The 20,974-nt window shown below is 68.1% G+C and carries 18 protein-coding genes; 14 read left to right on the top strand and 4 right to left on the bottom strand.

Annotated features, from left to right (window positions below):
- Window positions 1–105: 105 nt before the first annotated feature.
- From ABD209_RS14400 to ABD209_RS14380, 5 genes are read left to right on the top strand one after another with little or no spacing between them, the layout of a single operon-like run.
- Window positions 106–1,080, top strand: a complete 975-nt coding sequence (locus ABD209_RS14400; protein ID WP_344067492.1) for a restriction endonuclease subunit S — start codon at window positions 106–108, stop codon at window positions 1,078–1,080.
- The gene (locus ABD209_RS14395) at window positions 1,077–2,126 is read left to right on the top strand and encodes a GIY-YIG nuclease family protein (protein WP_344067491.1); all 1,050 of its coding nucleotides are present in this window, start codon (window positions 1,077–1,079) and stop codon (window positions 2,124–2,126) included. The genes ABD209_RS14400 and ABD209_RS14395 overlap by 4 nt, the downstream gene beginning before the upstream one ends.
- 25 nt (window positions 2,127–2,151) lie before the next feature.
- Window positions 2,152–2,754, top strand: coding sequence for a helix-turn-helix domain-containing protein (locus ABD209_RS14390; RefSeq protein WP_344067490.1), 603 nt, complete (start codon window positions 2,152–2,154; stop codon window positions 2,752–2,754).
- Window positions 2,751–3,200 (top strand): hypothetical protein, encoded by a 450-nt coding sequence (locus tag ABD209_RS14385; protein WP_344067489.1) that lies wholly within the window; start codon window positions 2,751–2,753, stop codon window positions 3,198–3,200. The genes ABD209_RS14390 and ABD209_RS14385 overlap by 4 nt, the downstream gene beginning before the upstream one ends.
- Window positions 3,197–6,244 carry a type I restriction endonuclease subunit R gene (locus tag ABD209_RS14380; protein ID WP_344067488.1) on the top strand — a complete coding sequence of 1,016 codons (3,048 nt, stop codon included), beginning with the start codon at window positions 3,197–3,199 and terminating at the stop codon, window positions 6,242–6,244. Before ABD209_RS14385 ends, ABD209_RS14380 begins: the two co-directional genes overlap by 4 nt.
- A 97-nt stretch (window positions 6,245–6,341) precedes the next feature.
- On the opposite strand, the gene ABD209_RS14375 is transcribed toward ABD209_RS14380, so the two are convergent.
- Complete coding sequence (locus ABD209_RS14375) at window positions 6,342–7,487, bottom strand: calcium:cation antiporter (RefSeq protein ID WP_344067487.1); 1,146 nt, start codon at window positions 7,485–7,487, stop codon at window positions 6,342–6,344.
- A 142-nt stretch (window positions 7,488–7,629) separates the two neighbouring features.
- Here ABD209_RS14375 and ABD209_RS14370 point away from each other — a divergent pair, with 142 nt between their 5' ends.
- The 4 genes from ABD209_RS14370 to ABD209_RS14355 all read left to right on the top strand — a co-directional run bounded on the left by ABD209_RS14370 (window position 7,630) and on the right by ABD209_RS14355 (window position 11,420).
- Window positions 7,630–8,085, top strand: a complete 456-nt coding sequence (locus ABD209_RS14370; RefSeq protein ID WP_344067486.1) for a peptidase associated/transthyretin-like domain-containing protein — start codon at window positions 7,630–7,632, stop codon at window positions 8,083–8,085.
- The gene (locus tag ABD209_RS14365) at window positions 8,082–8,249 is read left to right on the top strand and encodes a hypothetical protein (RefSeq protein WP_344067485.1); all 168 of its coding nucleotides are present in this window, start codon (window positions 8,082–8,084) and stop codon (window positions 8,247–8,249) included. Before ABD209_RS14370 ends, ABD209_RS14365 begins: the two co-directional genes overlap by 4 nt.
- On the top strand, window positions 8,216–10,078 hold the full coding sequence (locus ABD209_RS14360) for a response regulator (protein WP_344067484.1): 1,863 nt from the start codon (window positions 8,216–8,218) through the stop codon (window positions 10,076–10,078). The genes ABD209_RS14365 and ABD209_RS14360 overlap by 34 nt, the downstream gene beginning before the upstream one ends.
- Before the next feature lie 73 nt (window positions 10,079–10,151).
- Complete coding sequence (locus ABD209_RS14355; RefSeq protein WP_344067483.1) at window positions 10,152–11,420, top strand: CotH kinase family protein; 1,269 nt, start codon at window positions 10,152–10,154, stop codon at window positions 11,418–11,420.
- A gap of 117 nt (window positions 11,421–11,537) precedes the next feature.
- Here ABD209_RS14355 and ABD209_RS14350 read toward each other — a convergent pair whose 3' ends face one another.
- Window positions 11,538–12,734, bottom strand: a complete 1,197-nt coding sequence (locus ABD209_RS14350) for a GAF domain-containing protein (protein WP_344067482.1) — start codon at window positions 12,732–12,734, stop codon at window positions 11,538–11,540.
- 222 nt (window positions 12,735–12,956) lie between these two features.
- On the opposite strand from ABD209_RS14350, the gene ABD209_RS14345 reads away from it, so the two are divergent.
- The 3 genes from ABD209_RS14345 (at window position 12,957) to ABD209_RS14335 (ending at window position 15,522) form a co-directional block, all read left to right on the top strand.
- Window positions 12,957–14,807: a flavin-containing monooxygenase gene (locus tag ABD209_RS14345; protein WP_344067481.1), complete on the top strand. Its 1,851-nt coding sequence runs from the start codon at window positions 12,957–12,959 to the stop codon at window positions 14,805–14,807.
- A 71-nt stretch (window positions 14,808–14,878) separates the two neighbouring features.
- The gene (locus ABD209_RS14340) at window positions 14,879–15,136 is read left to right on the top strand and encodes a type II toxin-antitoxin system Phd/YefM family antitoxin (RefSeq protein ID WP_324387539.1); all 258 of its coding nucleotides are present in this window, start codon (window positions 14,879–14,881) and stop codon (window positions 15,134–15,136) included.
- Entirely contained in the window at window positions 15,121–15,522 is a 402-nt protein-coding gene (locus ABD209_RS14335; protein WP_344067480.1) for a type II toxin-antitoxin system VapC family toxin, read from the top strand. The genes ABD209_RS14340 and ABD209_RS14335 overlap by 16 nt, the downstream gene beginning before the upstream one ends.
- A gap of 26 nt (window positions 15,523–15,548) precedes the next feature.
- Here the strand turns inward: ABD209_RS14335 and ABD209_RS14330 are convergent, their stop codons facing one another.
- Entirely contained in the window at window positions 15,549–17,063 is a 1,515-nt protein-coding gene (locus tag ABD209_RS14330) for an SDR family NAD(P)-dependent oxidoreductase (RefSeq protein ID WP_344067479.1), read from the bottom strand.
- 206 nt (window positions 17,064–17,269) lie between these two features.
- Here ABD209_RS14330 and ABD209_RS14325 point away from each other — a divergent pair, with 206 nt between their 5' ends.
- Both ABD209_RS14325 and ABD209_RS14320 read left to right on the top strand, forming a co-directional pair.
- On the top strand, window positions 17,270–18,232 hold the full coding sequence (locus ABD209_RS14325) for a hypothetical protein (RefSeq protein WP_344067478.1): 963 nt from the start codon (window positions 17,270–17,272) through the stop codon (window positions 18,230–18,232).
- Window positions 18,233–18,392: 160 nt separating this feature from the next.
- On the top strand, window positions 18,393–20,264 hold the full coding sequence (locus ABD209_RS14320) for an acyl-CoA dehydrogenase (RefSeq protein WP_324387543.1): 1,872 nt from the start codon (window positions 18,393–18,395) through the stop codon (window positions 20,262–20,264).
- A gap of 118 nt (window positions 20,265–20,382) precedes the next feature.
- Here the strand turns inward: ABD209_RS14320 and ABD209_RS14315 are convergent, their stop codons facing one another.
- Window positions 20,383–20,973 (bottom strand): NifU family protein, encoded by a 591-nt coding sequence (locus ABD209_RS14315; protein WP_344067477.1) that lies wholly within the window; start codon window positions 20,971–20,973, stop codon window positions 20,383–20,385.
- Between the last annotated feature and the right edge of the window lies 1 nt (window position 20,974).

Raw genomic sequence — 20,974 nt, 5'->3', positions numbered from 1 at the left:
GCCCCCATGGGCAGATCCCATGGCCACCACCGGGCAGTTCTCATGACCGTCAGCGGGCAGGTCTCATGACCGCCACTGGGCAGTTCCTACTGGCCCTTGACACTCGTGATCGCCACGACCAGTGAAGATGATGCGGCGGTGGGCAAGGCCACCGCATGGCTCGGAGCCGAGCCTGCCGCCGTCAGCGGAGATGCCCACATCTTCCACCACACACTCGACCCCAAGTTCGTTTCGTACTTCTTCCAGACCACCGACTTTCAGCGGCAGAAGCAAACACACCTCACCGGAGCGAAGGTCCGGCGGATCTCGGCCGATGGACTGTCGCGAATCCGTATTCCGTTGCCGCCGTTGGAGATCCAGCGCGAAATCGTTGAGGTGCTCGACACCTTCAGGTCGCTGGAAGCGGAGCTGGAAGCGGAGCTGGAAGCCCGCCGCGCGCAGTATCGCTTCTACGCGGAGTCGCTCCTCAAGCCGGATCCGTCGGCTGCTCGTGCCACCTTCGGTTCGTTGGCCACCGTGGTTCGGGGCGCTTCCCCTAGACCGATCCACGCGTTCCTTACCGACGCGCCGGATGGCGTGCCGTGGATCAAGATCGGTGACGTGCCCGTCAACGGGAAGTACGTTGCAGGCACGGCCGAGCGCGTTACCCCCGGCGGAGCATCAAAGTCCCGGAGGGTTTTCCCCGGAGACTTCGTCCTATCCAACTCCATGAGTTTCGGCCGCCCATACATCTCCGCGATCGAGGGATGTATCCACGACGGGTGGTTGGCCATCAGTGACTTCCAGGAGCGTTTCGAGCCGGACTACCTCTATTACCTACTGCGGTCAGAGGCCATCCAGTCCGAGTTCGAACGCCGGGCTGGTTCCGGAACGGTCCGTAACCTCAACGCCGAGATCGTGCGCAGCATCGAGGTCCCTTTGGTCCCGAGGGAGGAACAGCTTAGGGTGATCGAGTTGCTCGACCGATTCGATGCGCTCGTCAATGACCTGAGCATGGGCCTGCCGGCCGAGTTGGCGGCGCGGCGGACGCAGTACGAGTACTACCGCGACAAGCTCCTCACCTTCCCGGAGGCGTCGTGACCGGCAAGCACATCGAGCTCTTCCTCGTCGACGGCGAACCAGGTGGCATCACCACAGCCGAGATCGCGGGCTGGACCGGTCATGTCCTCACCGGGCCACGCAAGGACATCGGCGAGATCCTTCGTCGCCCTGAAGCGGGGCGCAACGGTGCCTACCTCCTCCTTGGCGACGACGACGAGGCCATCGGCGGGGTCACCTGCTACATCGGCCGCACCGAGAACTTCATCCACCGCTTCCGGGACCACAAGGCCAACAAGGATTACTGGGACCGCGTCGTCCTCATCACGGCGAAGGACGATGCGTTCAACGAAGGTCATTGGGGCTACCTCGAGGCCCGACTGGTCGAGAAGGCCACGCAGGCGCAACGCGTCGGCCTCATGAACACCCAGATACCGCAAGGTCGGCGCCTTTCCGAGGCCCAGGTCTCCGACATGGAGGCGTTCATCGACCACCTCCAGATCATCCTTCCCGTGCTCGGCGTCAACGCGATTCGGCAGGTCCGGTCTCGGGCGACGGACCGACCGGAGAAGCCGGTTGAGGCATCGCCGGTCTTCAGGCTCGCGGTTCCCAGGACCGGGGTGGACGCGAGCGCCCAGGTCAACGGTGACGAGTTCACCCTGCTCGCCGGATCCACGGTCGTCGCGGCGTGGACCGGTTCGGGAACCACCGAGAGCACCCGCCGTGCGTACGCGGCACTGAAGGCGCGCTACGACAAGCTTGTCGCCGACGGATCGATTGTGATCGAGGGTGGGAAGGGTCGCGTGACCCGGGATATCCCGTTCTCATCGCCCTCCGCTGCGGGTGCCGTTGCCTCTGGCCGTTCCTGCAACGGCCGGCGGCAGTGGACCTGGGACGGTGGCACGTACGGTCAGTGGGAAGAGCGCGGACTGACAGACGTCCAGCCAGATGCCGAGGCAGCCTCGAACGTCGCCCTCATCCCTCCCCGCAAGTCAGGCGGAACCAACTTGTCGGGACGGATCCGTGGCCGCAGCTACACGCGCGAGGAGATCGAGACCATCCTCACGGAGATGAAGGGCGATCACTGATCTGGACGGATTGTGTATCGCTAAAGTGGAGGATAATCTCAGTTATATGAGAACAGAACCGCCGCTGCTCGCCCCGATCTTCCGGTCGGACGGTCAAGCGCGTCTGTTGGCGGCGCTGCTGCTCACCGGCGACGAACTGAGCATCACGGATCTGGCCGACCGCGCTGATTTGGCCTATCCCACCGTCCACCGCGAGGTGGAGAGGCTGCTACACGCGGGGATACTCGCCGAGACCCAAGTTGGGAGGACCCGCCTGATTCGGGCCGCAGACGACAGTCCGCTTGTCGAGCCACTCCGCCAGATCCTGCTCGTTTCCGCAGGACCCGTGGTGCTCCTCGAACACGAGCTTCGCTCGATCGAAGGGATCGAGTCAGCCTTCCTCTACGGCTCGTTCGCCGCGCGCTCGCTCGGCGTGCCCGGGCCGCCACCGTCGGACATTGATCTCATGGTGATCGGCGTGCCAGACGCTGACGAGATCTACGCGGCGTGCGACCGTGTGCAGGAGCGAGTTGGCAGACCGGTCAATCCGACCATCCTCACCGCCAAAGAGCTGTCGGTGGGCAGTGGTTTCCTGACCCAAGTGAAATCCAATCCTGTCGTTCCCGTGATCGGTGATGTGCCGTGGTGACCCGAAGCCTCAGCGCTACCCAGCAGCAGGCCCTGAAGGCAATGGTCGCCAAGGGACGCCTGGTGCCCGTTCCCAGGGACGACGAGAGGGCGACGCTCTTCCTGGAGCGCGCGACCGACACCATCGCCGATCTGCCACACCTGCGCCTGCCTCAGAACCAATACAACCTCGCCTACGACGCGGCCCACGCAGTCGGCGAGGCGATGCTTGCCCGTCATGGTTACCGCACCGCCAACGGCCCGGGTCAGCACGCGGCCCTCGCCGAATTCCTGCGCGTCATCTTCTACTCGCCACCCGCAGACGAGGCGGCCAAGCACGTGGAGCGCATGCGTCGAACCCGAAACCAGCTTCACTACGAAGCGCGCAGCGTGGGTGTTGCTGAGGCGGAGAAAGCCGTCGCGGTGGCCACCACCTTGCTGAGGGCTGCGCAAGGAGGAGAGGGATGACCTCTCTCGACAGGCACGAACCGACGCGGGCCTACGCCCCGATCGCGATGAGTGCCGAGAGCACTGTCGTCGCGCAGTTCGTCCCCGACGAAGCCGGCGACACGGCATACCAATCGGAATCCGACCTCGAGAGGGCGCTCCTCACGCAGCTCGAGGCGCAGGCCTACGAATACCTGCCGATCACCTCAGAAGCCGACCTCATCGACAACGTGAGGCGGCAGCTCGAAGGGCTCAACGGCATACGGTTCAGCGACACCGAATGGACCACCTTCTTCAGCGAGCGGATCGCCAGCGCCAACTCCGGGATGGAGGACAAGACGATCCGCCTCCAGGAGGACCACGTCCAGCTCCTCACCCGCGAGGACGGCACGACAAAGAACGTCCGGCTCCTCGACAAGCAGAACATCCACAACAACCGGCTCCAGGTCATCAACCAGTACGAGACCGAGGGCGCCTCTGCCACTGGGGTGAAGCGGGCGACGCGCTTCGACGTGACGATCCTCGTCAACGGCCTGCCGATGGTGCACGTCGAGCTCAAGCGGCGCGGGGTCGACATCCGGGAGGCGTTCAACCAGATCGAGCGCTACCAACGCGACAGTTTCTGGTCCGGGAGTGGTCTCTTCGAGTACGTCCAGCTCTTCGTCATCAGCAACGGGACCCTGACGAAGTACTACTCCAACACGACCCGGCGTCAGCACCTGAGCGAGTCGGGCAGCGGTCGACGGCGCGTGCGCAAGACGTCCAACAGTTTCGAGTTCACCTCGTGGTGGGCCGATGCGACCAACCGGCCCATCACTGACCTCGTCGGCTTCACGAAGACCTTCTTCGCCAAGCACACGCTGCTCAACGTGTTGACGCGCTACTGCGTGCTGACCTCGGACCGGATGCTCCTGGTCCTGCGGCCCTACCAGATCGCTGCGACCGAGCAGATCCTGCGGCGCATCGAGACCTCGACCAACCACCGCCAGCTCGGCACCGTGAAGGCGGGCGGATATGTCTGGCATACAACGGGATCCGGGAAGACGCTGACGAGCTTCAAGACCGCACAGCTCGCCTCGGCGATGTCTGCCGTCGACAAGGTGCTCTTCGTCGTCGACCGCAAGGACCTCGACTACCAGACGATGAAGGAGTACGACCGATTCCAGGAGGGATCGGCCAACTCGAACACGTCAACGCGCGTACTCAAGCGGCAGCTCGAGGACCCGACCGCGACGATCATCATCACGACCATCCAGAAGCTCTCGACCTTCATCGCCGCCAACAAGGGCCACGCGATCTTCGACGGCCACATCGTCATCGTCTTCGACGAGTGCCATCGCTCGCAGTTCGGTGACATGCACACGGCGATCACCAAGGCGTTCCGCCGCTACCACCTCTTCGGCTTCACGGGGACGCCGATCTTCGCTGCCAATGCCAGCTCGGGCGGGAACGTGCAACTGCGCACGACTGAGCAGGCCTTCGGCTACAAACTGCACACGTACACGATCGTCGACGCGATCACCGACAAGAACGTCCTGCCCTTCCGCATCGACTACGTCAACACGATCAAGACGCCTGTCGGCCTGGCCGACAAGCAGGTGTCCGGGATCGATCGCGAAAAGGCGCTGCTCGCGCCGGAGCGCATCAAGCAGATCGTCGAGTACACGCTCGAGCACTTCCACCAGAAGACCAAGCGCACCGAGACGTATGCGCATGGCGGCCGTCGGGTCAGCGGGTTCAACGCCTTGTTCGCCACAAGTTCGATCGAGGCGGCCCGGATCTACTACAACGCGTTAGGATGGCAGCAGCAGGATCTTCCGGACGCCCAGCGGCTCAAGATCGGGCTGATCTTTTCGTATGCCGCGAACGAGGCGGTCCCGGATGACTTCTTTGACGACGAGGGCTTCGAGACCGACCAGCTCCCGGCCAGTGCCCGGGACTTCCTCGAGGACGCGATCCAGGACTACAACGACATGTTCGGGACGAGCTTCGACACCTCCTCGGAGCGCTTCCAGAACTACTACAAGGACATCTCGCAGCGACTCAAGAACCGCGAGATCGACCTCGTGATCGTCGTCAACATGTTCCTCACCGGGTTCGACGCGACCACCCTCAACACCCTGTGGGTGGACAAGAACCTGAGAGCTCATGGCCTGCTCCAGGCGTATTCGCGCACCAACCGGATCCTCAACTCGGTCAAGACCTTTGGCAATATCGTCAGCTTCCGCGATCTCGAGGAGGAGACGAACGACGCCATTGCGCTCTTCGGCAACAAGGACGCTCGCGGGATCGTCCTCCTAAAGCCGTATGCCGACTACTACGGAACGTATGCCGCGAAGGTGGGCGAGCTGCTCGCGGCATACCCTCTGGGGTCGGCGATCGTGGGGGAGGCAGCGCAGAAGGAGTTCATCGACCTCTGGGGAGCAATCCTGCGGCTGCGCAACATCCTGACGTCTTTCGACGATTTCGCCGGCGAGGAGATCCTCACGCCGCGGCAGGTGCAGGACTACACGAGCGTCTATCTCGACCTCTATGCCGAGTTCCGCAAGGACACGGCGGTGGAGAAGGAGTCCATCGCCGAGGACGTGGTCTTCGAGATCGAACTCATCAAGCAGGTCGAGATCAACGTCGACTACATCCTCATGCTCGTCGAGAAGTACCGCACCGCCAAGGGTGACGGGGAGGACCGAGAGATCAAGGAGCAGATCACGCGGGCCATCGACGCCAGCCCCTCTCTTCGCAGCAAGAAGGACCTCATCGAGGAGTTCGTCGACTCCGTGTCGGCCTCGGGCGCAGTGGACGTCGAGTGGAAAGCTTTCGTCGCAAGACGACGGGAGCAGGAACTTGACGTCATGATCAAAGAAGAGGGCCTACGACCCGACGAAACACGAGTGTTGGTGGACAACGCCTTTCGCGACGGCGAACTCCCTGTTGGCGGCACTGCACTGACCCGGATCCTTCCGCCCATGTCACGCTTCGCTCCGGACGGCGCCCATGCGATCAAGCGATCCATCGTCCTAGCCCGCCTAACAACCTACGTAGACCGATTCCTCGGCCTCGGTTGATGCGGGCGTCGGCCGCGACCCGGGGTCGACGACATCGACCGGGGCCAGCACGCAAACAATGCCAGCGGATACGGCGTGTTGGCCCAGTCGATGTCCGTCAGGGCACAGCCGCGAGGAAGACGAAGGCCGCCAGCAGGATCAGGTGCACCGCGCCCTGCAGCCGGGTCGCCCGACCGGGCACAACGGTCAGCACCGAGACCAAGGCGGTGATCCCGAAGAGCGCCAGATGCAGGGAGTTCAACCCCAGGATCAACGGCCCGTCCAGCCAGATGCCGGCAACCGCAATGACCGGGATGGTCAGGCCGATACTCGCGATGCCCGAGCCGAGCGCGAGGTTGAGGCTGGTCTGCAACCGGTTGCGCCGGGCGGCGCGCACGGCCGCGAGCGTCTCGGGCGCGAGCACGAGCAGCGCGATGATCACGCCGACGAAGGTCGCGGGCAGGCGGGCGGCGGCCACCCCCGACTCGATGGCCGGCGACTCGGCCTTGGCCAGCCCGACCACCGCCACGAGCGACGCCAACAACAACCCCAGGCTGATCGCCGCCTCCCGTGTCGTGGGCGGATCCGCGTGCGAATCCTCGTCGACGACATCGCCCGACGGCGTCACCGGCAAGAAGAAGTCCCGGTGGCGGCGGGTCTGGGTCAAGACGAACAGCCCATAGAGCGCCAGCGACGAGACGGCCGCAAAGGCCAGTTGCGCATTGGAGTATTGCGGCCCGGTGGCCGAGGTCGTGAAGGTGGGCAGCACCATACTGAGCGTCGTCAGCGTCAGCACGGTCGCCAGCGCTGCGCCCGCTCCTTCGGCGTTGAAATAGACGATGTCGTGCCGCAGCGCGCCGAAGAGCACCGACAGCCCGAGGATGCCGTTGGTCGTGATCATCACGGCCGCAAAGACGGTGTCCCGGGCCAGGGATGCCTTCGAGCCGTCGCCGCCCGAACTCATCAACGTCAAGATCAGGCCCACCTCGATCACCGTCACCGCGACCGCGAGCACCAGCGACCCGAAGGGTTCGCCCACCCGGTGCGCGACGACTTCCGCATGGTGCACGGCCGCCAGCACCGAGGCCCCGAGCAACGCCGCGACGATGACATTGGCCACCGGCCCCAGCGAGCGGCCCGTCACGCCCAGCAAGGCCAGGACGGCCACCAGCGGCACCACGGTCGTCCACGGCAGCCGTTCGCGCCATGACTTCTTCGGCGAGTCCGCGTGGCGGCCGGCGTCGTCGACTTCGGCGTCGGTCATCGGGTCGCCTTCTTCTCGGTGGTGATGTGCGTTCCATCTTTTCACGCTGTGGGACAAGGTCCCTGGCTCGCGACTGGCCCTTCGGCCACGGTGAAACGGGGGGATAACCGTGCCCGCCGACCACTTCGGAAGGAGCCACACCATGCCGTATGCCGTTCACCACCGACGCCGCGCCCGGCCCTGGACCGCCGTGCTCGCGATCCTCGCCGTCCTGCTCTCCTTGACCATCGCGGCCGCGAATACCGCTGCCGCCCAGTCCGATCGGCGCCCGACGGCGGCACGAACCACCGCGCCGCCCGGGCCGGCCACGGTGAACTACTCCCTCACGGGTGCGCTCGGCCAACCGCTCGCCGGGGTGCAAGTGACGATCCACCAGGACCCGAACTGGGAGTGGAGTGAGGACGGGACCACCGACGCCGCCGGACGGGTGACTTTGGATGATGTGCCCGAGGGGCCGGTCGGGTTCGGCGCCGCGGCCGGCTCCAGCCAGGTCCCGATCGGTCGGGCCACCCTCGTCGCCGGCACCCAGTCGGGCCCTTCTCCTTCGCGCCAACGCATGGCGAGGTCACCGGAACCACGCAGCACGCGCCGCCCTTGAACGACGGAGACTGGAATGTCTGCACCTGGGACGGCAGCTACTCCGGGTGTGTCGCCTACGACCGGGACGCCAACAGCTTCGCCTTCACCGGGGTCGATGCTCTCCCCGTGGGCACCTCGCGCTCCTGGTCGTGCTGCTCGCGGGGATGCGGCGACGACTGCTGAACGCCGCACATCGCTGGCTCTTCGGCGGGACGGATGACCCCTTCGCCGTCGTGCGGGCCGTCGGCGAGCAGATGGACGCCAGCCTCGACCCGGCCGAGACACTGCGACGCTCCCCCGATGCGGTCGCGCGAGCCCTGCGGCTGCCGTATGCCGCAATCGTCCTGCGCCACAACGGTTCCGACACGGTCTTCGCCGAGTACGGCCGCCGCCTGGTCGAGCCCGTCAACCGGCCGCTGGTCGCCGGGGGGCTGACTCTCGGCCGCCTCGAAGTCTCCCCCCGGCGCCATGGCCAGCAGCTGAGCACTACAGAGGACCGACTGGTGGCGACGGTGGCCGTTCATGCGGCACGCGTGGCCGAGGCCCATCTCCTCTCACTTGCCGTGCTGAGCGCCCGCGAACGGCTGGTTCTCGCCCGCGAGGACGAGAGCCTGCGGCTGCGCAATGACCTGCACGACGGTCTCGGGCCGCTCCTTGCGGGGGCCCGTATGCAGCTCGCTGCGGCCCGTCACAGCGCCGACTCCCAGCGTCGGGCCGACCTGGTCGACCGTGCCGCCACCGACCTGGGCACGGCCACGACGTCCGTGCGAGAACTCGTCGACGGCCTGCGGCCGGCTGCCCTGGACGACGGGCTGGTCGCCGCGTTGGACTCGGCGGTCCACGCCCTGCTCCCGGACCGCAGCGTGGTGATCGAGGTGCCCGGGCCGTTGCCAGCGCTCTCCGCCGGGGTGGAGATCGCCGCCTTCCGAATCGTCGCCGAAGCCGCGACGAATATCGCCCGGCACGCCCCCAGCGCGACCCGCTGCACGATCCAACTGCTCGCGGGACAACCGGCCGACGCCCTCGTCCTGGATGTCGCCGACGACGGCCCGGGCATCGTCACCCGCAGCGCGGGTTCCGGCGTGGGACAGGCGAGTATGCGCGCGAGCCGAGGAGCTCGGCGGCCGGCTCGAGGTGCACACCGGCCCGGCCGGGACCCCCGTGCGGGCTGTGCTTCCCGTGACGCCCGCGATGGACGCTTCGGGAGCCTCGGCCGCCGAGACACCACAACCGGGTGCGCCGTGCTGCCCGTGACCCCCGCGGCCAACGCCCCGCACCGCCGTCGAGAGCCGGCCCACGGCAGGTCAGGGTCGGGGACATTGTCCCCGACGGACCCCCGCGGCGCGGATGAGACTGGCGCGATGACTCCCGAGGCCGCTCCCTCCACACTCGTCGTCGATGACCACCCGGTGGTGCGCCGCAGACTGGTGGCACTACTGGAGGGCGAAGCGTGGGCGGGCACGATCCGTGAGGCGGCGAGTGTCGGCGAAGCGCTGTCCCTTCTCCACGCGGCGCCACCCACCGTGGCGGTCGTCGACCTGCGCCTGCCGGACGGTGCCGGCACAGCGGTCATCAGAGCCTTGACCGCGTATGTCCCGGGCTGCCGGTCGGTGGTGCTGACGATGGAGGCCGACGCCCGGTTGGTCCGGTCGGCGCTGGACGCGGGGGCGACCGGATATTTGCTCAAGGACGCCCCGCCGGAGGAACTCCTCGACGGTTTGCGTGCCGCAGCCGCGGGAGGCGTCGTGCTGGGCGGCGGGTCACTCCGGCCGGAACGGACCGGACATCGGTGGGGCGGCCCGTTCCGTCATCTCTCCCCCCGGGAAGTGCGGATATCCGGGTTGGTCGCAACCAGGGCCATCAACCCGGATATCGCGGCGCGGCTGGGGATCTCGGAGAAGACGGTGCGCAATCAGGTGTCGGCGATCGCGGCGAAACTGGGCACCAGCGGCCGGGTCGGCATCACCATCCTTGCGCGCGAACACCACCTCGTCACCGGCGAGGACCACTGACGGCCGACCGGTTCACAGGCACGTCAAAGGCCGGTGCGGGCCGACGGCCAGGTGCTCCAGGTGCACTGCACGTATGACGCCGACGACCGACCGACGTTCCCTCATGCGCTATGCCGCCGCGACCATCGTGACCACCCTCGCGGGTTGCGCTGCGGCGCAAAGTGATTCACCCGTTGCGGCAGGTGCCGCGGCCACCGTGCAACCGGCCACTGAAGTGAGCGGCCTCTTCGCGTCGACCCGGCTGCATACGCTCGATATCGCGATGAGCACCGCGGATTTCGCCGCTATTCAAGCGGCCTATGCCGCGGACCGGACCAAGGACTGGGTCGAGGCGCGCGTGACGATCGACGGCACGGCATACGACCGGTGTGGCGTGCGGCTGAAAGGCAACTCGACGATCTGGCGCGTGCCGGCGGGCTCAGGGGCATCGGAATACCCGTGGCTGGTGCGCCTCGACAAATTCGTCGACGGCCAGGCGCACGAGGGGGTCACCGAGATTGTCGTGCGCCTGAACAACACCGCGTCCGCGCTGAACGAAGCCATGGCCCTCGATCTGATGGGCAGGGCCGGGCTCGCGACGCAACCGTGGGCGTATGCCGTGGTGTCAGTCGCCGGATCTGCTCCCGTGCTTCGGCTGGTCATGGAGCAACCGTCGGCCCCATGGGTGGGGCGGACCTTCGACGGCACCGGCATCCTCTACAAGGCGGAGGCGCAGGCGAACTACGACTACCTCGGGGACGATCCCTCGGCCTACGCGGAGCGCTTCGACGTCGAAGCGGGTGAGGACGACCTCGCGCCGCTCATCGGTTTCCTGAAATGGATCAACCAGGCCGATGATGCGGGCTTCGCCTCCGGGTTGGGCGGCCACCTCGATGTCGAGGCCTTCGCCACCTATCTGGCCTTCGAGGACTTGATCGACAACGACGACGCAATCGACGGGCCGGGCAACAACTCCTATCTGTGGTGGGCGACGGCAGCTCAGCGGATGACGGTGGTCGGCTGGGATCACAACCTGAGCTTCGGGGTGAGCAACCGTCCCGGTGCGGGCGGTCAAGGTGCGGGCGGCGCGGGGCGGCCGGGCGGCGGTGGCGCGATGGGCGGCGGCGCCAATCGGGGCAACCAGAGCGGCAACGTCCTGGCGCGCCGCTTCGAGGCGAATCCGGCTTTCGCGGCGGCCAAGTCGGCCGCCATGACCCGCCTGCGGGCCGACCTGATCACCAGCGGGTACGCCTCTGCGCGCCTCGACGCGATCGCAGCCGTCCCGACCGCGACCGCCGGTGACTACCTCCCGGCAGCATCCCTGTCGGCCGAAAAGGCCTCCATCGCCGCCTATTTCGCGTGACCGGCCCTGAACCTCAGTGCTGCTAACACGCGTTGGGTGGCGTCGAGCAGGTTCTGCCCTGCTGGAGGTGACCTAACGTGTGTTAGCAGCACTGAGGTTAGGGTCGCCCAGCCAGGCTCAGTCCTCGCAGACCAGGCAGACTCCGGGCGCGATCGCATAGGGAGCGGTTGCGACGAGCGCTCCGACCACCCGGCGCAACCGGCTGATCTCTGCGCGCACCGTCACCTGATGGGCGTCATCGCCGAAGAGCATGCGGCTCAACTCGGCCGCGCTCAACGCGCCCGGAGCAGCGGCCGCGAGGGCGCGCAAAATGGCCGTATGCCGCGGGCTCACCCCAGCCCGCCACTCACCGCTACCGTCCGGCCCCGCCGAAACCTCCAGCACGTTCTCGCCCCCGATGGTCCGCAGCCGGGCGGTCAGGTGAGCCGACCGCTCGCCGGGCCGCACCAGCCAGCCCTCGCCGAGGCGCTCGGGAACGCACAGGCCGAGGCCCGGCACGGTGACCGGGACATGCTCGCGCGGCACGGCGATCCGGTCGCGCACGAGCACGCCGCTGTAGTGCGCCACCCACCCGAAGTCGTCCACCAACAGCAGCGGCCCGCTGGTGGTCGCCAGGACGTGCTCGGCCGACCGGCGCAGCCGGCCGAGCGATTCTTGATGCTCGCGCCACAGCCGCTCCTGTGCCAGCCGGGCCGCGGTCGAGACCAGGGCGATCAGCGCGGGGTGCAGTGTCAGGGCCGGACCGCTGACGTCGACCACCCCGATCAACTCACCCGTCACCGGATCGTGCACCGGCTCGGCCGTGCAGTACCACGGGTGCTGCCCCTCCTCGAAGTGCTCGGCCGAGAAGAGTTGCACCGCAGCGCCTTCCGCGAGCGCGGTGCCGATCGCATTGGTGCCGACGACCTCCTCGGTCCAGCGCGCGCCCTCGACGAACCCCAACCCGTCGGCCCGCCGGAGCACACCCGGCGACCCTTCCCGCCACAGGATCACCCCGTCGGCGTCGGTGAGGACGACGATGAAGCTCGACGCGTGCGCGACCGACGTCAGCACCGCGCGGATCTCCCCCACGACCGACGCCAAGGCTCCCGTATGCCGCCGCCGCTCCACCTCCGCCCACGGCAGCGGTTCGCGCGCATTGCGGGCCGTCGGATCGAGACCGAAGCCCAGGGCCCGGTTCCACGACCGCGAGACGACCGGCCGGGGCCGGACCGGGGGCGCGGCTCCGTCCATGACGGCGGTGTGCACGCGGCGCAAAGCCCGCGCGTGCTGCCCGAGGTCGGTCCCGAGCCCGACGGCGGCCGACGAATCCACGACGACTCCTCACCTGCCCGCGACCGGCAACCCAGCGGCCGCCCACGCACCAATGCCACGGCGGCCCGTATGCCGCGAGCCTAGCGCCGCCTGTGACCCCGGTCACCTCGAAACGAGCCCGATGCAACATCGTGCAACGCTTCCGGCCGCCTCGCCCGCCGCGCTGTACTGGCGCCAGAGCGGCGGGTCGACGTGGACCCGCCCACGGCACAAGAGGCACCGATGACCGACACCTTGACTTCGCCCGCCACGTCCGACCCGGCCACCACGAGCGCCGCGACACCCCAGGAGCGCGCCGACGCCTGGCTGGGCGCCTTCGAGGCCGCCCTGACCGCGGGCGCGGTCGACGACGCCGCCGGCATGTTCGCGCGCGAGAGCTTCTGGCGCGACCTAGTCGCGTTCACCTGGAATCTGACGACCGTCGAGAACGCCGAGGGCGTGCGCGAGCTGCTCACCGCCACCCTGGACACCACCCGCCCGTCGCACTTCGCCACCAGCGAGCCGGCCACCGAGGACGGCGGGATCGTCACAGCGTGGATCACCTTCGCGACCGCGACCGGCCGCGGCACCGGGCTCGTGCGGTTGAAAGACGAGGACGGTGCCGACAAGGCCTGGACCCTGCTGACCGCCCTCCAGGAACTCACCGGCTTCGAGGAGCCCCGCGGCACCCGCCGCCCGAAGGGCGCCGAGCACGGCATCGACAAGGACCGCCTGACCTGGAAGGAAAAGCGCGAACTCGAGGGCGAGAGCCTCGGGGTGACCACGCAGCCATACGTCCTCGTCGTCGGCGGTGGGCAGGGCGGCATCGCCGTCGGGGCGCGCCTGCGGCAGCTCGGGGTGCCCGCGCTCGTCATCGACAAGTACGCCCGGCCCGGGGATCAGTGGCGCGGACGCTACAAGTCGCTGTGCCTGCACGACCCGGTGTGGTACGACCACCTGCCCTATCTGAAGTTCCCCGACAACTGGCCCGTCTTCGCACCCAAGGACAAGATCGCCGACTGGCTCGAGTCCTATGTCAAGGTCATGGAGGTGCCCTACTGGTCGAGCACCGAGGCGACGTCGGCGACCTGGTTCGACGAGGCCGGCGAGTGGACGGTCGAGGTCGTCCGGGACGGCGAGCCGGTCACCCTCAAGCCGACGCACCTCGTCTTCGCCACCGGCATGTCGGGCAAGGCCCGCGTCCCCGACGTTGCCGGCGTCGACATCTTCGCCGGCGAGATCCACCACTCCTCGCGCCACCCCGGCCCCGACGCGTATGCCGGCAAGAAGGCCGTCGTCATCGGCTCCAACAACAGCGCCTTCGACATCTGCGGCGCCCTGTGGGAGCACGGCGCCGACGTCACCATGGTCCAGCGCTCCTCGACCCACATCGTCAAAAGCGACAGTCTGATGGAATACGGGCTGGGCGACCTCTATTCCGAGCGGGCGCTCGCCAATGGGGTCACGACCGAGAAGGCGGACCTGATCTTCGCCTCGCTGCCCTACCGGATCATGCACGAGTTCCAGATCCCCGCTTATCAGAAGATGGCCGAGGTCGACAAGGACTTCTACGACCGGCTGGAGCGGGCCGGCTTCTGGCTGGACTGGGGCGCCGACGGCTCCGGGCTGTTCATGAAGTACCTACGACGCGGCTCCGGGTACTACATCGACGTCGGTGCCGCCGACCTGGTCGCCAATGGCGACGTCAAGCTCGCCCACGGCCAGATCGACCATCTGAGCCAGGACAGCGTCGTCTTCACCGACGGGACGTCACTGCCGGCCGACCTCGTCGTCTTCGCGACCGGCTACAACTCGATGAACGGCTGGGTCGCCGACCTCATCGACCAGGAGACGGCGGACCGGCTCGGCAAGTGCTGGGGCCTCGGCTCCGACACCCCGCTCGACCCCGGCCCGTGGGAGGGCGAGCAGCGCAACATGTGGAAGCCGACCAATGTCACCAACCTGTGGATGCACGGCGGCAACCTCCACCAGTCGCGCCACTACTCCCTCTATCTCGCGCTCCAGCTCAAGGCCCGGTATGAGGGTCTGGCCACCCCGGTCTATGCCCTCCAGGAGGTCCACCACACCGCCTGACCGGCGATCACTGCGTTTCCCCGCCAGCGACGAAAGAGGGTTCGATCCGATAATCAGATACAGTCGCTTCCATGCGCACCATCACGGCGACGGAGGCCGCCCGCCGATTCTCCGATCTGCTCGACGCCATCGAGGCGGGCGAGTCGGTGACCGTGACCCGGGGCAACAAGCCCATCGCCGAACTGCGGCCCGCACGCCGGCGCACGGGCCGCGATCTGCGAGAAGCGCTCGCCGGGATCACGCCGCCCGACGATGACTTCGCCGCGGCGATCGCGCAGACCACCTCGCTGCTCACGTCCGACCGGACGGACCCATGGGCCGACGCCTGATCCTGGACACCAATGCGCTAAGCGCGATCGAGCGCGACCCGTCGGCGACGTCCCTGGATGACGACGACCTCGCGGTCGCCGCGCTCACCATCGCGGAGTATCGGGCGGGTATCGAGCTGGCCGAGACCGCACGCCGAGCCGCCGATCGATCACGAGCCCTGGCCGCGATCCAGGACAACGTCGCGGTCCTCGACTACACCGAGGCCACAGCGGCGGCGCACGCCCGGCTCCTGGCCCACGTGCGCCGAGCCGGGCAGCCACGCAGCGCACACGACCTGATCATCGCCGCGCACGCGGTCCAGACGGGCCGCACGATCCTCAGCAACGACGCCCGGGCTCGCTTCGGCGACCTCCCCGCGGTCGTCGCCGTCGACCTCGTCGACTGACTCGACCGCATCTGCAGGGGAGTCGCTCACCAGGGGTGGGGGGCGTAGTCCTTGAGGAAGCAGCCATACAGGTCCTCGCCGGCCTCGCCGCGCACGATCGGGTCATAGACGCGCGCGGCGCCGTCGACCAAATCCAGCGGGGCATGCCAGCCCTGGGCGGCGATCCGCAGCTTGTCCGGTTGCGGCCGCTCGTCGGTGATCCAGCCGGTGTCGACCGCAGTCATCAGGATGCGGTCGGTCTCGAACATCTCGCCCGCCGAGGTGCGCGTGAGCATATTGAGCGCGGCCTTGGCCATATTCGTATGCGGATGCCCCGGCCCCTTGTAGCGCCGCCCGAACTGCCCCTCCATCGCCGACACATTGACCACGTATGCCCGCCGGGCACCCCGCGCGACCGCCGCCCGCATGGCGGGCCGCAGCTTCGAGACGAGGAGAAAGGGCGCCACCGAGTTGCACAGCTGCACTTCCAGCAACTCCAACGGGTCGACGTCCTCGACCTTCTGCGTCCAGGAGTTGACGCTCATGTCATCGGGCAGCAGCCCGCCGGCATCGATCGCCGTCCCGGCCACGTGCGCGGCCAGGCTCGCCGAACCCCCCTGCAGCGCAAGCGAAGTCATCGCAGCTGCCGTCAGCGAGGCCCCCGCACTGTCGACCACTGCAGGTCCGGGGGCGTGCTCGGCTAGCACCCCGACCAGGGCCGCCGGGTGGGCGTCGCTGACCCGGTCGAAGGTGACCAGGCGGGGCAACGGCATACCGGCCGGAAGTGGCTCGCACTCCCCCGCGACGAGGTGGGCATAGGCGCCTGGCGAGCGGCGCACGGTCTGGCAGGCGTTGTTGATCAGGATGTCCAGCGGTCCGCCGCCCGCAACCTCGTCGGCCAGCGCGAGCACCGAGGTGGCATCGCGCAGGTCGATGCCTACCACGGTCAGCCGGTCGAGCCACTCGGGCGAGTCGGCGAGTTCGGCGAAGCGCCGCGCCGCATCCCGGGGAAAGCGCGTGGTGATCGTCAGGTCGGCGCCGTCGCGCAGCAACCGCAGCGCGATGTGCATCCCGATCTTGGCCCGCCCGCCGGTCAGCAGCGCGCGACGGCCTAGTAGATCGATGCGCTGATGGCGCTTGCCATGGCTGAAGGCCGCGCAGCGCGGGCAGAGCCAGTGATAGAAGGCGTCGACGAGGGCGTATTTCTCGTGGCAGACGTAGCAGCCCCGCGGGATGCGAAGTTCGCCGGCATACCTCGCGTCGTCCGTCGATGCGGCGAGCGGTATGCCGCGGGTCTCGTCGTCGATCCGCAACGGCGAGCCGGTCGCCGTCGAGGCGAGCACGGCGGCATCGTGGTCGAGATCGGGTCGCCTTGCGGCAGAGCGCGCTTCGCGCCGGCGCGTCTTGCGGATCCGGCTGGCCATGACCCCGGTCGCCCGCTTGATCGTCTGGATGTCCGGATCGTCCGGCGCCAGCTCGTGGAGCGAAGCCAGCACCCGCAAGGTCGTCGCCAAGTCGGCCGGGTCCAGCCGCGGCGCGCTCGACTCGGCCCCGTCCTCCACCCCGGGATCGTATGCCGCCCCCGTTCCTAATATCTGCTAGCAGCGGTTAGGTCACCTCCAGCAGGGTCTACCCTGCTCGACGTCACCTACCGTGCGCTAAGTGCGAACGGCGGGCCGCCCGGGGTCGAGAACCGCAGCCGAAACCGCCGGCGGCCAGACCCGCAGCCGCCGGGAACCACCCCCACCGCGCGAGCGTCGAAGGGCGTATGACGCGCCTCCTGCTTCCCGTCGCCCTGGTCGCCACCCTCGCGCTCAGCGCGTGCGGCACCGAATCCGCCGGGTCCGGGGCCGGCTCGACCGCGAGCACGACCACGGGCAACGCCAACCCGACGGGCGGCACCGGTTCGCCCAGCACGAGCGCCACCACCAACCCGCTCCCACCCCTGCGTGCCGCCCTCGCCACGGTGCTCGATGCCCCCGGAAAGGGCCCTCAACTCTGCCTGGGCGGCGTGCTCACCTCCCTCCCACCCCAGTGCGGCGGCCCGGTCATCGACAACTGGGACTGGGCCAAGGCCCCCAAGCACGATTCCGCGAACGGCGTGCGGTGGGGCCAGTACGCCGTCATCGGGACGTATGACGCGGCCGCCTCAACCTTCCACCTCACCAAGCCGGTCACCACCATCGAGGACTACACCGGCCCACGGCCTCGTGACCCGCTCACCGGGCAGGGCCCGACCACCCCCTGTCCCGCCCCCGCAGGCGGCTGGAAGGTGCTCGACCCGGCCAAGACCACCCAGGAGGCCGAAGATGCGACCCTTGCGGCCGCGGCCGCGCTCTCGACGTATGCCGGCGCATGGCTCGACCAGTCCATCAACCCGGCTGATCCCGCGAAGGAGCCGGAGAAGATGAACGATCCGGCGAAGCTGATCCTCAACGTCAAGGTGATCGAGGATGCGGCGGCGGCGGAGAGGACGATGCGCGCGACCTGGGGCGGGATGCTCTGCGTCTCCCAGGGCGGGCATACCGAGGCGGAGTTGCTGGCCATTCAGGAGGAGTTGTCGACAAACACGATCCCTGGATTGCTCGGGAGCGGGGTGGACACCCAGCTCAGCGTGGTCGAACTACAGGTGATCGACGACCTCGACGGCCTGTTGCAGGCTGGGATGGACAAGAAGTACGGCCCCGGCGTTGTGTCAGTGACGTCGGCCCTGTTGCCCTACGCGGACTGACGGGTCGACGCGCCGCAGCCGCGAACCACGTGAGTCCGGTCACGGATCCGCCTCATCGACGCCCAAACCCTTGCGCCCCAGGCCAACCCGGGTAACACTAGACTCAACGCGCTAAGCAAGCGCTTAGTCAGCCATACCCATCGGAGCAAAGGGGCGCGTCATGGGCCACTACAAAGCCAACCTGCGAGACATCGAGTTCAACCTCTTCGAGGTCTTCGACCGCCAGGCCCTCTTGGGCAGCGCCCCCTACGACGACTTCGACGAGGCCACGGCCCGCGAGATGCTCAAGCACGTCAAGGAGCTGGCCGAGGGCGACCTGGCCGAGAGCTTCGTCGACGGGGACCGCAACCCGCCGAAGTACGACCCGGTCACCCAAGAGATCACCATGCCGGCGAGTTTCAAGAAGTCCTACAAGGCTTTTCAGGACTCCGGCTTCTGGAACGTCCAACTCCAGCACGAACTCGGCGGCACCCCCTGCCCGCCGTCGCTGAAGTGGGCCATCAATGAGATGATCCTCGGCGCCAACCCAGCCATCGCCATGTTCGGCGCCACCTACAGCTTCGCCGAGTTGCTCTACACCCTGGGCACGCCGGAGCAGAAGAAGCTGGCCAAGTGGATCGTGGAGAAGGGCTGGCTCTGCACGATGGTGCTGACCGAGCCGGACGCGGGCTCCGACGTCGGCGCCGGCCGCACCAAGGCCGTCCAACTCGATGACGGCACGTGGAGCATCACCGGCGTCAAGCGCTTCATCACCAGCGCCGAAGCCGACATGACCGACAACGTCGTCCATTTCGTCCTGGCCCGGCCTGAGGGTGCGGCCGAGGGCACCAAGGGCCTCTCCCTCTTCATTCTCAGCAAGTTCCACGTCGACCTCGAGACCGGTGAACTCGGCGCCCGCAACGGCGTCATGGTCACCAATGTCGAGAAGAAGATGGGCCTGAAGGTCTCCACCACGTGCGAGTTGACCTTCGGCGACGGCATACCGGCTACCGGGACGCTCTTCGGCGACGTGCACGACGGCATCGCGCAGATGTTCCACGTCATTGAGAACGCGCGCATGCTGGTGGGCACCAAGGCCATCGCCACCTTGTCTGCCGGCTACCTCAATGCGCTCGACTACGCCAAGCAGCGCGTCCAGGGCTCCGACCTCACCCGCGCCGCCGACAAGTCAGCACCGCGGGTGACCATCACCCACCACCCCGACGTGCGACGCTCCCTGATGCTGCAGAAGGCGTATGCCGAGGGGTTGCGCGCGCTCGTCCTGTTCACCGCCACCCAGCAGGACGTCGCCGACCAGCACTACCTGGAGAGCGGCAATGAGGCCGTCGCCAAGGGCAGTGCCGCCGACCTCGCCGCGCGGACGAACGACCTGCTGCTGCCGCTGGTCAAGGGCCTCGGGTCCGAGCGGGCCTGGGTCCTCCTCGGCACCGAATCGCTGCAGACGCTCGGCGGATCGGGCTACCTGCAGGACTACCCGATCGAGCAGTATGTCCGCGACGCCAAGATCGACACTCTCTACGAGGGCACAACCGCGATCCAGGGCCTGGACTTCTTCTTCCGCAAGATCATCCGCGACAAGGCCCAGGCGCTGACCGCGCTCTCGATGCAGATCACTGAGTTCGCCAAGGACACCGGGCAGCAGCAGGGGGTCCTCGACCGCGACCGCGAGATGCTCGGCAAGGCCGTCGAGGACGTTCAAGGCATCCTCGGTGCCATGGTGACCCCGCTGATGGCGTCGGACCCGCGGATGGGCGGGGACCCGGCCAACCTCTACAAGGTGGGCCAGAACACCTCACGCCTGCTGCTCGCCGCCGGTGACCTGATCGTCGGCTGGCTGCTCCTGCGCCAGGCCGCAGTCGCCCAGGACGCCCTCGACGCCGGTGCAACTGGACCGGACAAGGACTTCTACACCGGCAAGGTCGCCGCGGCCCAGTTCTACACCCGCAATGTGCTGCCGAAGCTGGCCGCCGAGCGCGCCATCGCCGAGTCGACCGACAACGCCCTGATGGAGGTCCCGGAGGCCGCCTTCTGACGTCGAAGGGCCGGTTCAGCCCCGTCGAGAGGCCGCCTGGTCGGCCTCTCGACGGGGCTGAACCGGCCTCTCGACCGGGCTGAACCGGCCACTCGACGGGGCTGGGCCGGGGTGGGGGTCAGGGTTGCGGGCGCCGCAGGAGGGCGGCCAGGGCCACGAAGGGGCGGCGGGGCGCCTCGGTCACGCGCACATCGGTCAGACCCAGCTCCGCGCGAAGCACCCCCGAAAGGGTCGTCGCGATGGTGAGCCCGGCCGCGGGACACCCTGCGCAGGCGCCAGCGAGCTCGAGGTCGGCGATGCCGTCGCGCACCGCCAGGACGCGGACCTCGCCGCCGTGCGCCCGGATCGTCAGGCCCGCCGGCCCGGCCAACAACGCCTCGACCTCGGCGACCGTGGCCCCACCCGCGGTCGCGCCCCCTGGCCGTCCGGCCGCGGGATCGGTGACCCACTCCAGGGGCGCCTCCAGGGCCGTATGCAGTGCCGTCCGCACCCGCGGCCCGCTCGCCTGCCACGACGCCCCGGCCGGCAGTGTCACCACCACCGAATCCGGCTCCACGACCACCTTGGCGAGCGCCCCTGCAGCGAGGAGATCACCCAAGTCCCCGGGGGCCGAGACGAGCCGTCCCTCGGCCGGCATCCGATCGGTGACCACCCGCCAGCGCAGGCTTGCCTCGTCCTCCGGCACGGCCTCGGGGTGCAACGGGATCATC

The sequence above is a fragment of the Nostocoides vanveenii genome, assembly GCF_039531165.1.
Taxonomy (GTDB): Bacteria; Actinomycetota; Actinomycetes; order Actinomycetales; family Dermatophilaceae; genus Nostocoides_A; species Nostocoides_A vanveenii.
Note: the sequence above shows the minus strand (reverse complement) of the source record. Positions and strands in the feature narration are given on the sequence as shown.

Coding starts and splice junctions, on each gene's coding strand:
- ABD209_RS14370 (WP_344067486.1), top strand. CDS start 7,630: ATGCCGTATGCCGTTCACCACCGACGCCGCGCCCGGCCCTGGACCGCC.
- ABD209_RS14320 (WP_324387543.1), top strand. CDS start 18,393: ATGGGCCACTACAAAGCCAACCTGCGAGACATCGAGTTCAACCTCTTC.
- ABD209_RS14380 (WP_344067488.1), top strand. CDS start 3,197: ATGACCTCTCTCGACAGGCACGAACCGACGCGGGCCTACGCCCCGATC.
- ABD209_RS14345 (WP_344067481.1), top strand. CDS start 12,957: ATGACCGACACCTTGACTTCGCCCGCCACGTCCGACCCGGCCACCACG.
- ABD209_RS14355 (WP_344067483.1), top strand. CDS start 10,152: ATGACGCCGACGACCGACCGACGTTCCCTCATGCGCTATGCCGCCGCG.
- ABD209_RS14315 (WP_344067477.1), bottom strand. CDS start 20,973: ATGATCCCGTTGCACCCCGAGGCCGTGCCGGAGGACGAGGCAAGCCTG.
- ABD209_RS14335 (WP_344067480.1), top strand. CDS start 15,121: ATGGGCCGACGCCTGATCCTGGACACCAATGCGCTAAGCGCGATCGAG.
- ABD209_RS14325 (WP_344067478.1), top strand. CDS start 17,270: ATGACGCGCCTCCTGCTTCCCGTCGCCCTGGTCGCCACCCTCGCGCTC.
- ABD209_RS14340 (WP_324387539.1), top strand. CDS start 14,879: ATGCGCACCATCACGGCGACGGAGGCCGCCCGCCGATTCTCCGATCTG.
- ABD209_RS14375 (WP_344067487.1), bottom strand. CDS start 7,487: ATGACCGACGCCGAAGTCGACGACGCCGGCCGCCACGCGGACTCGCCG.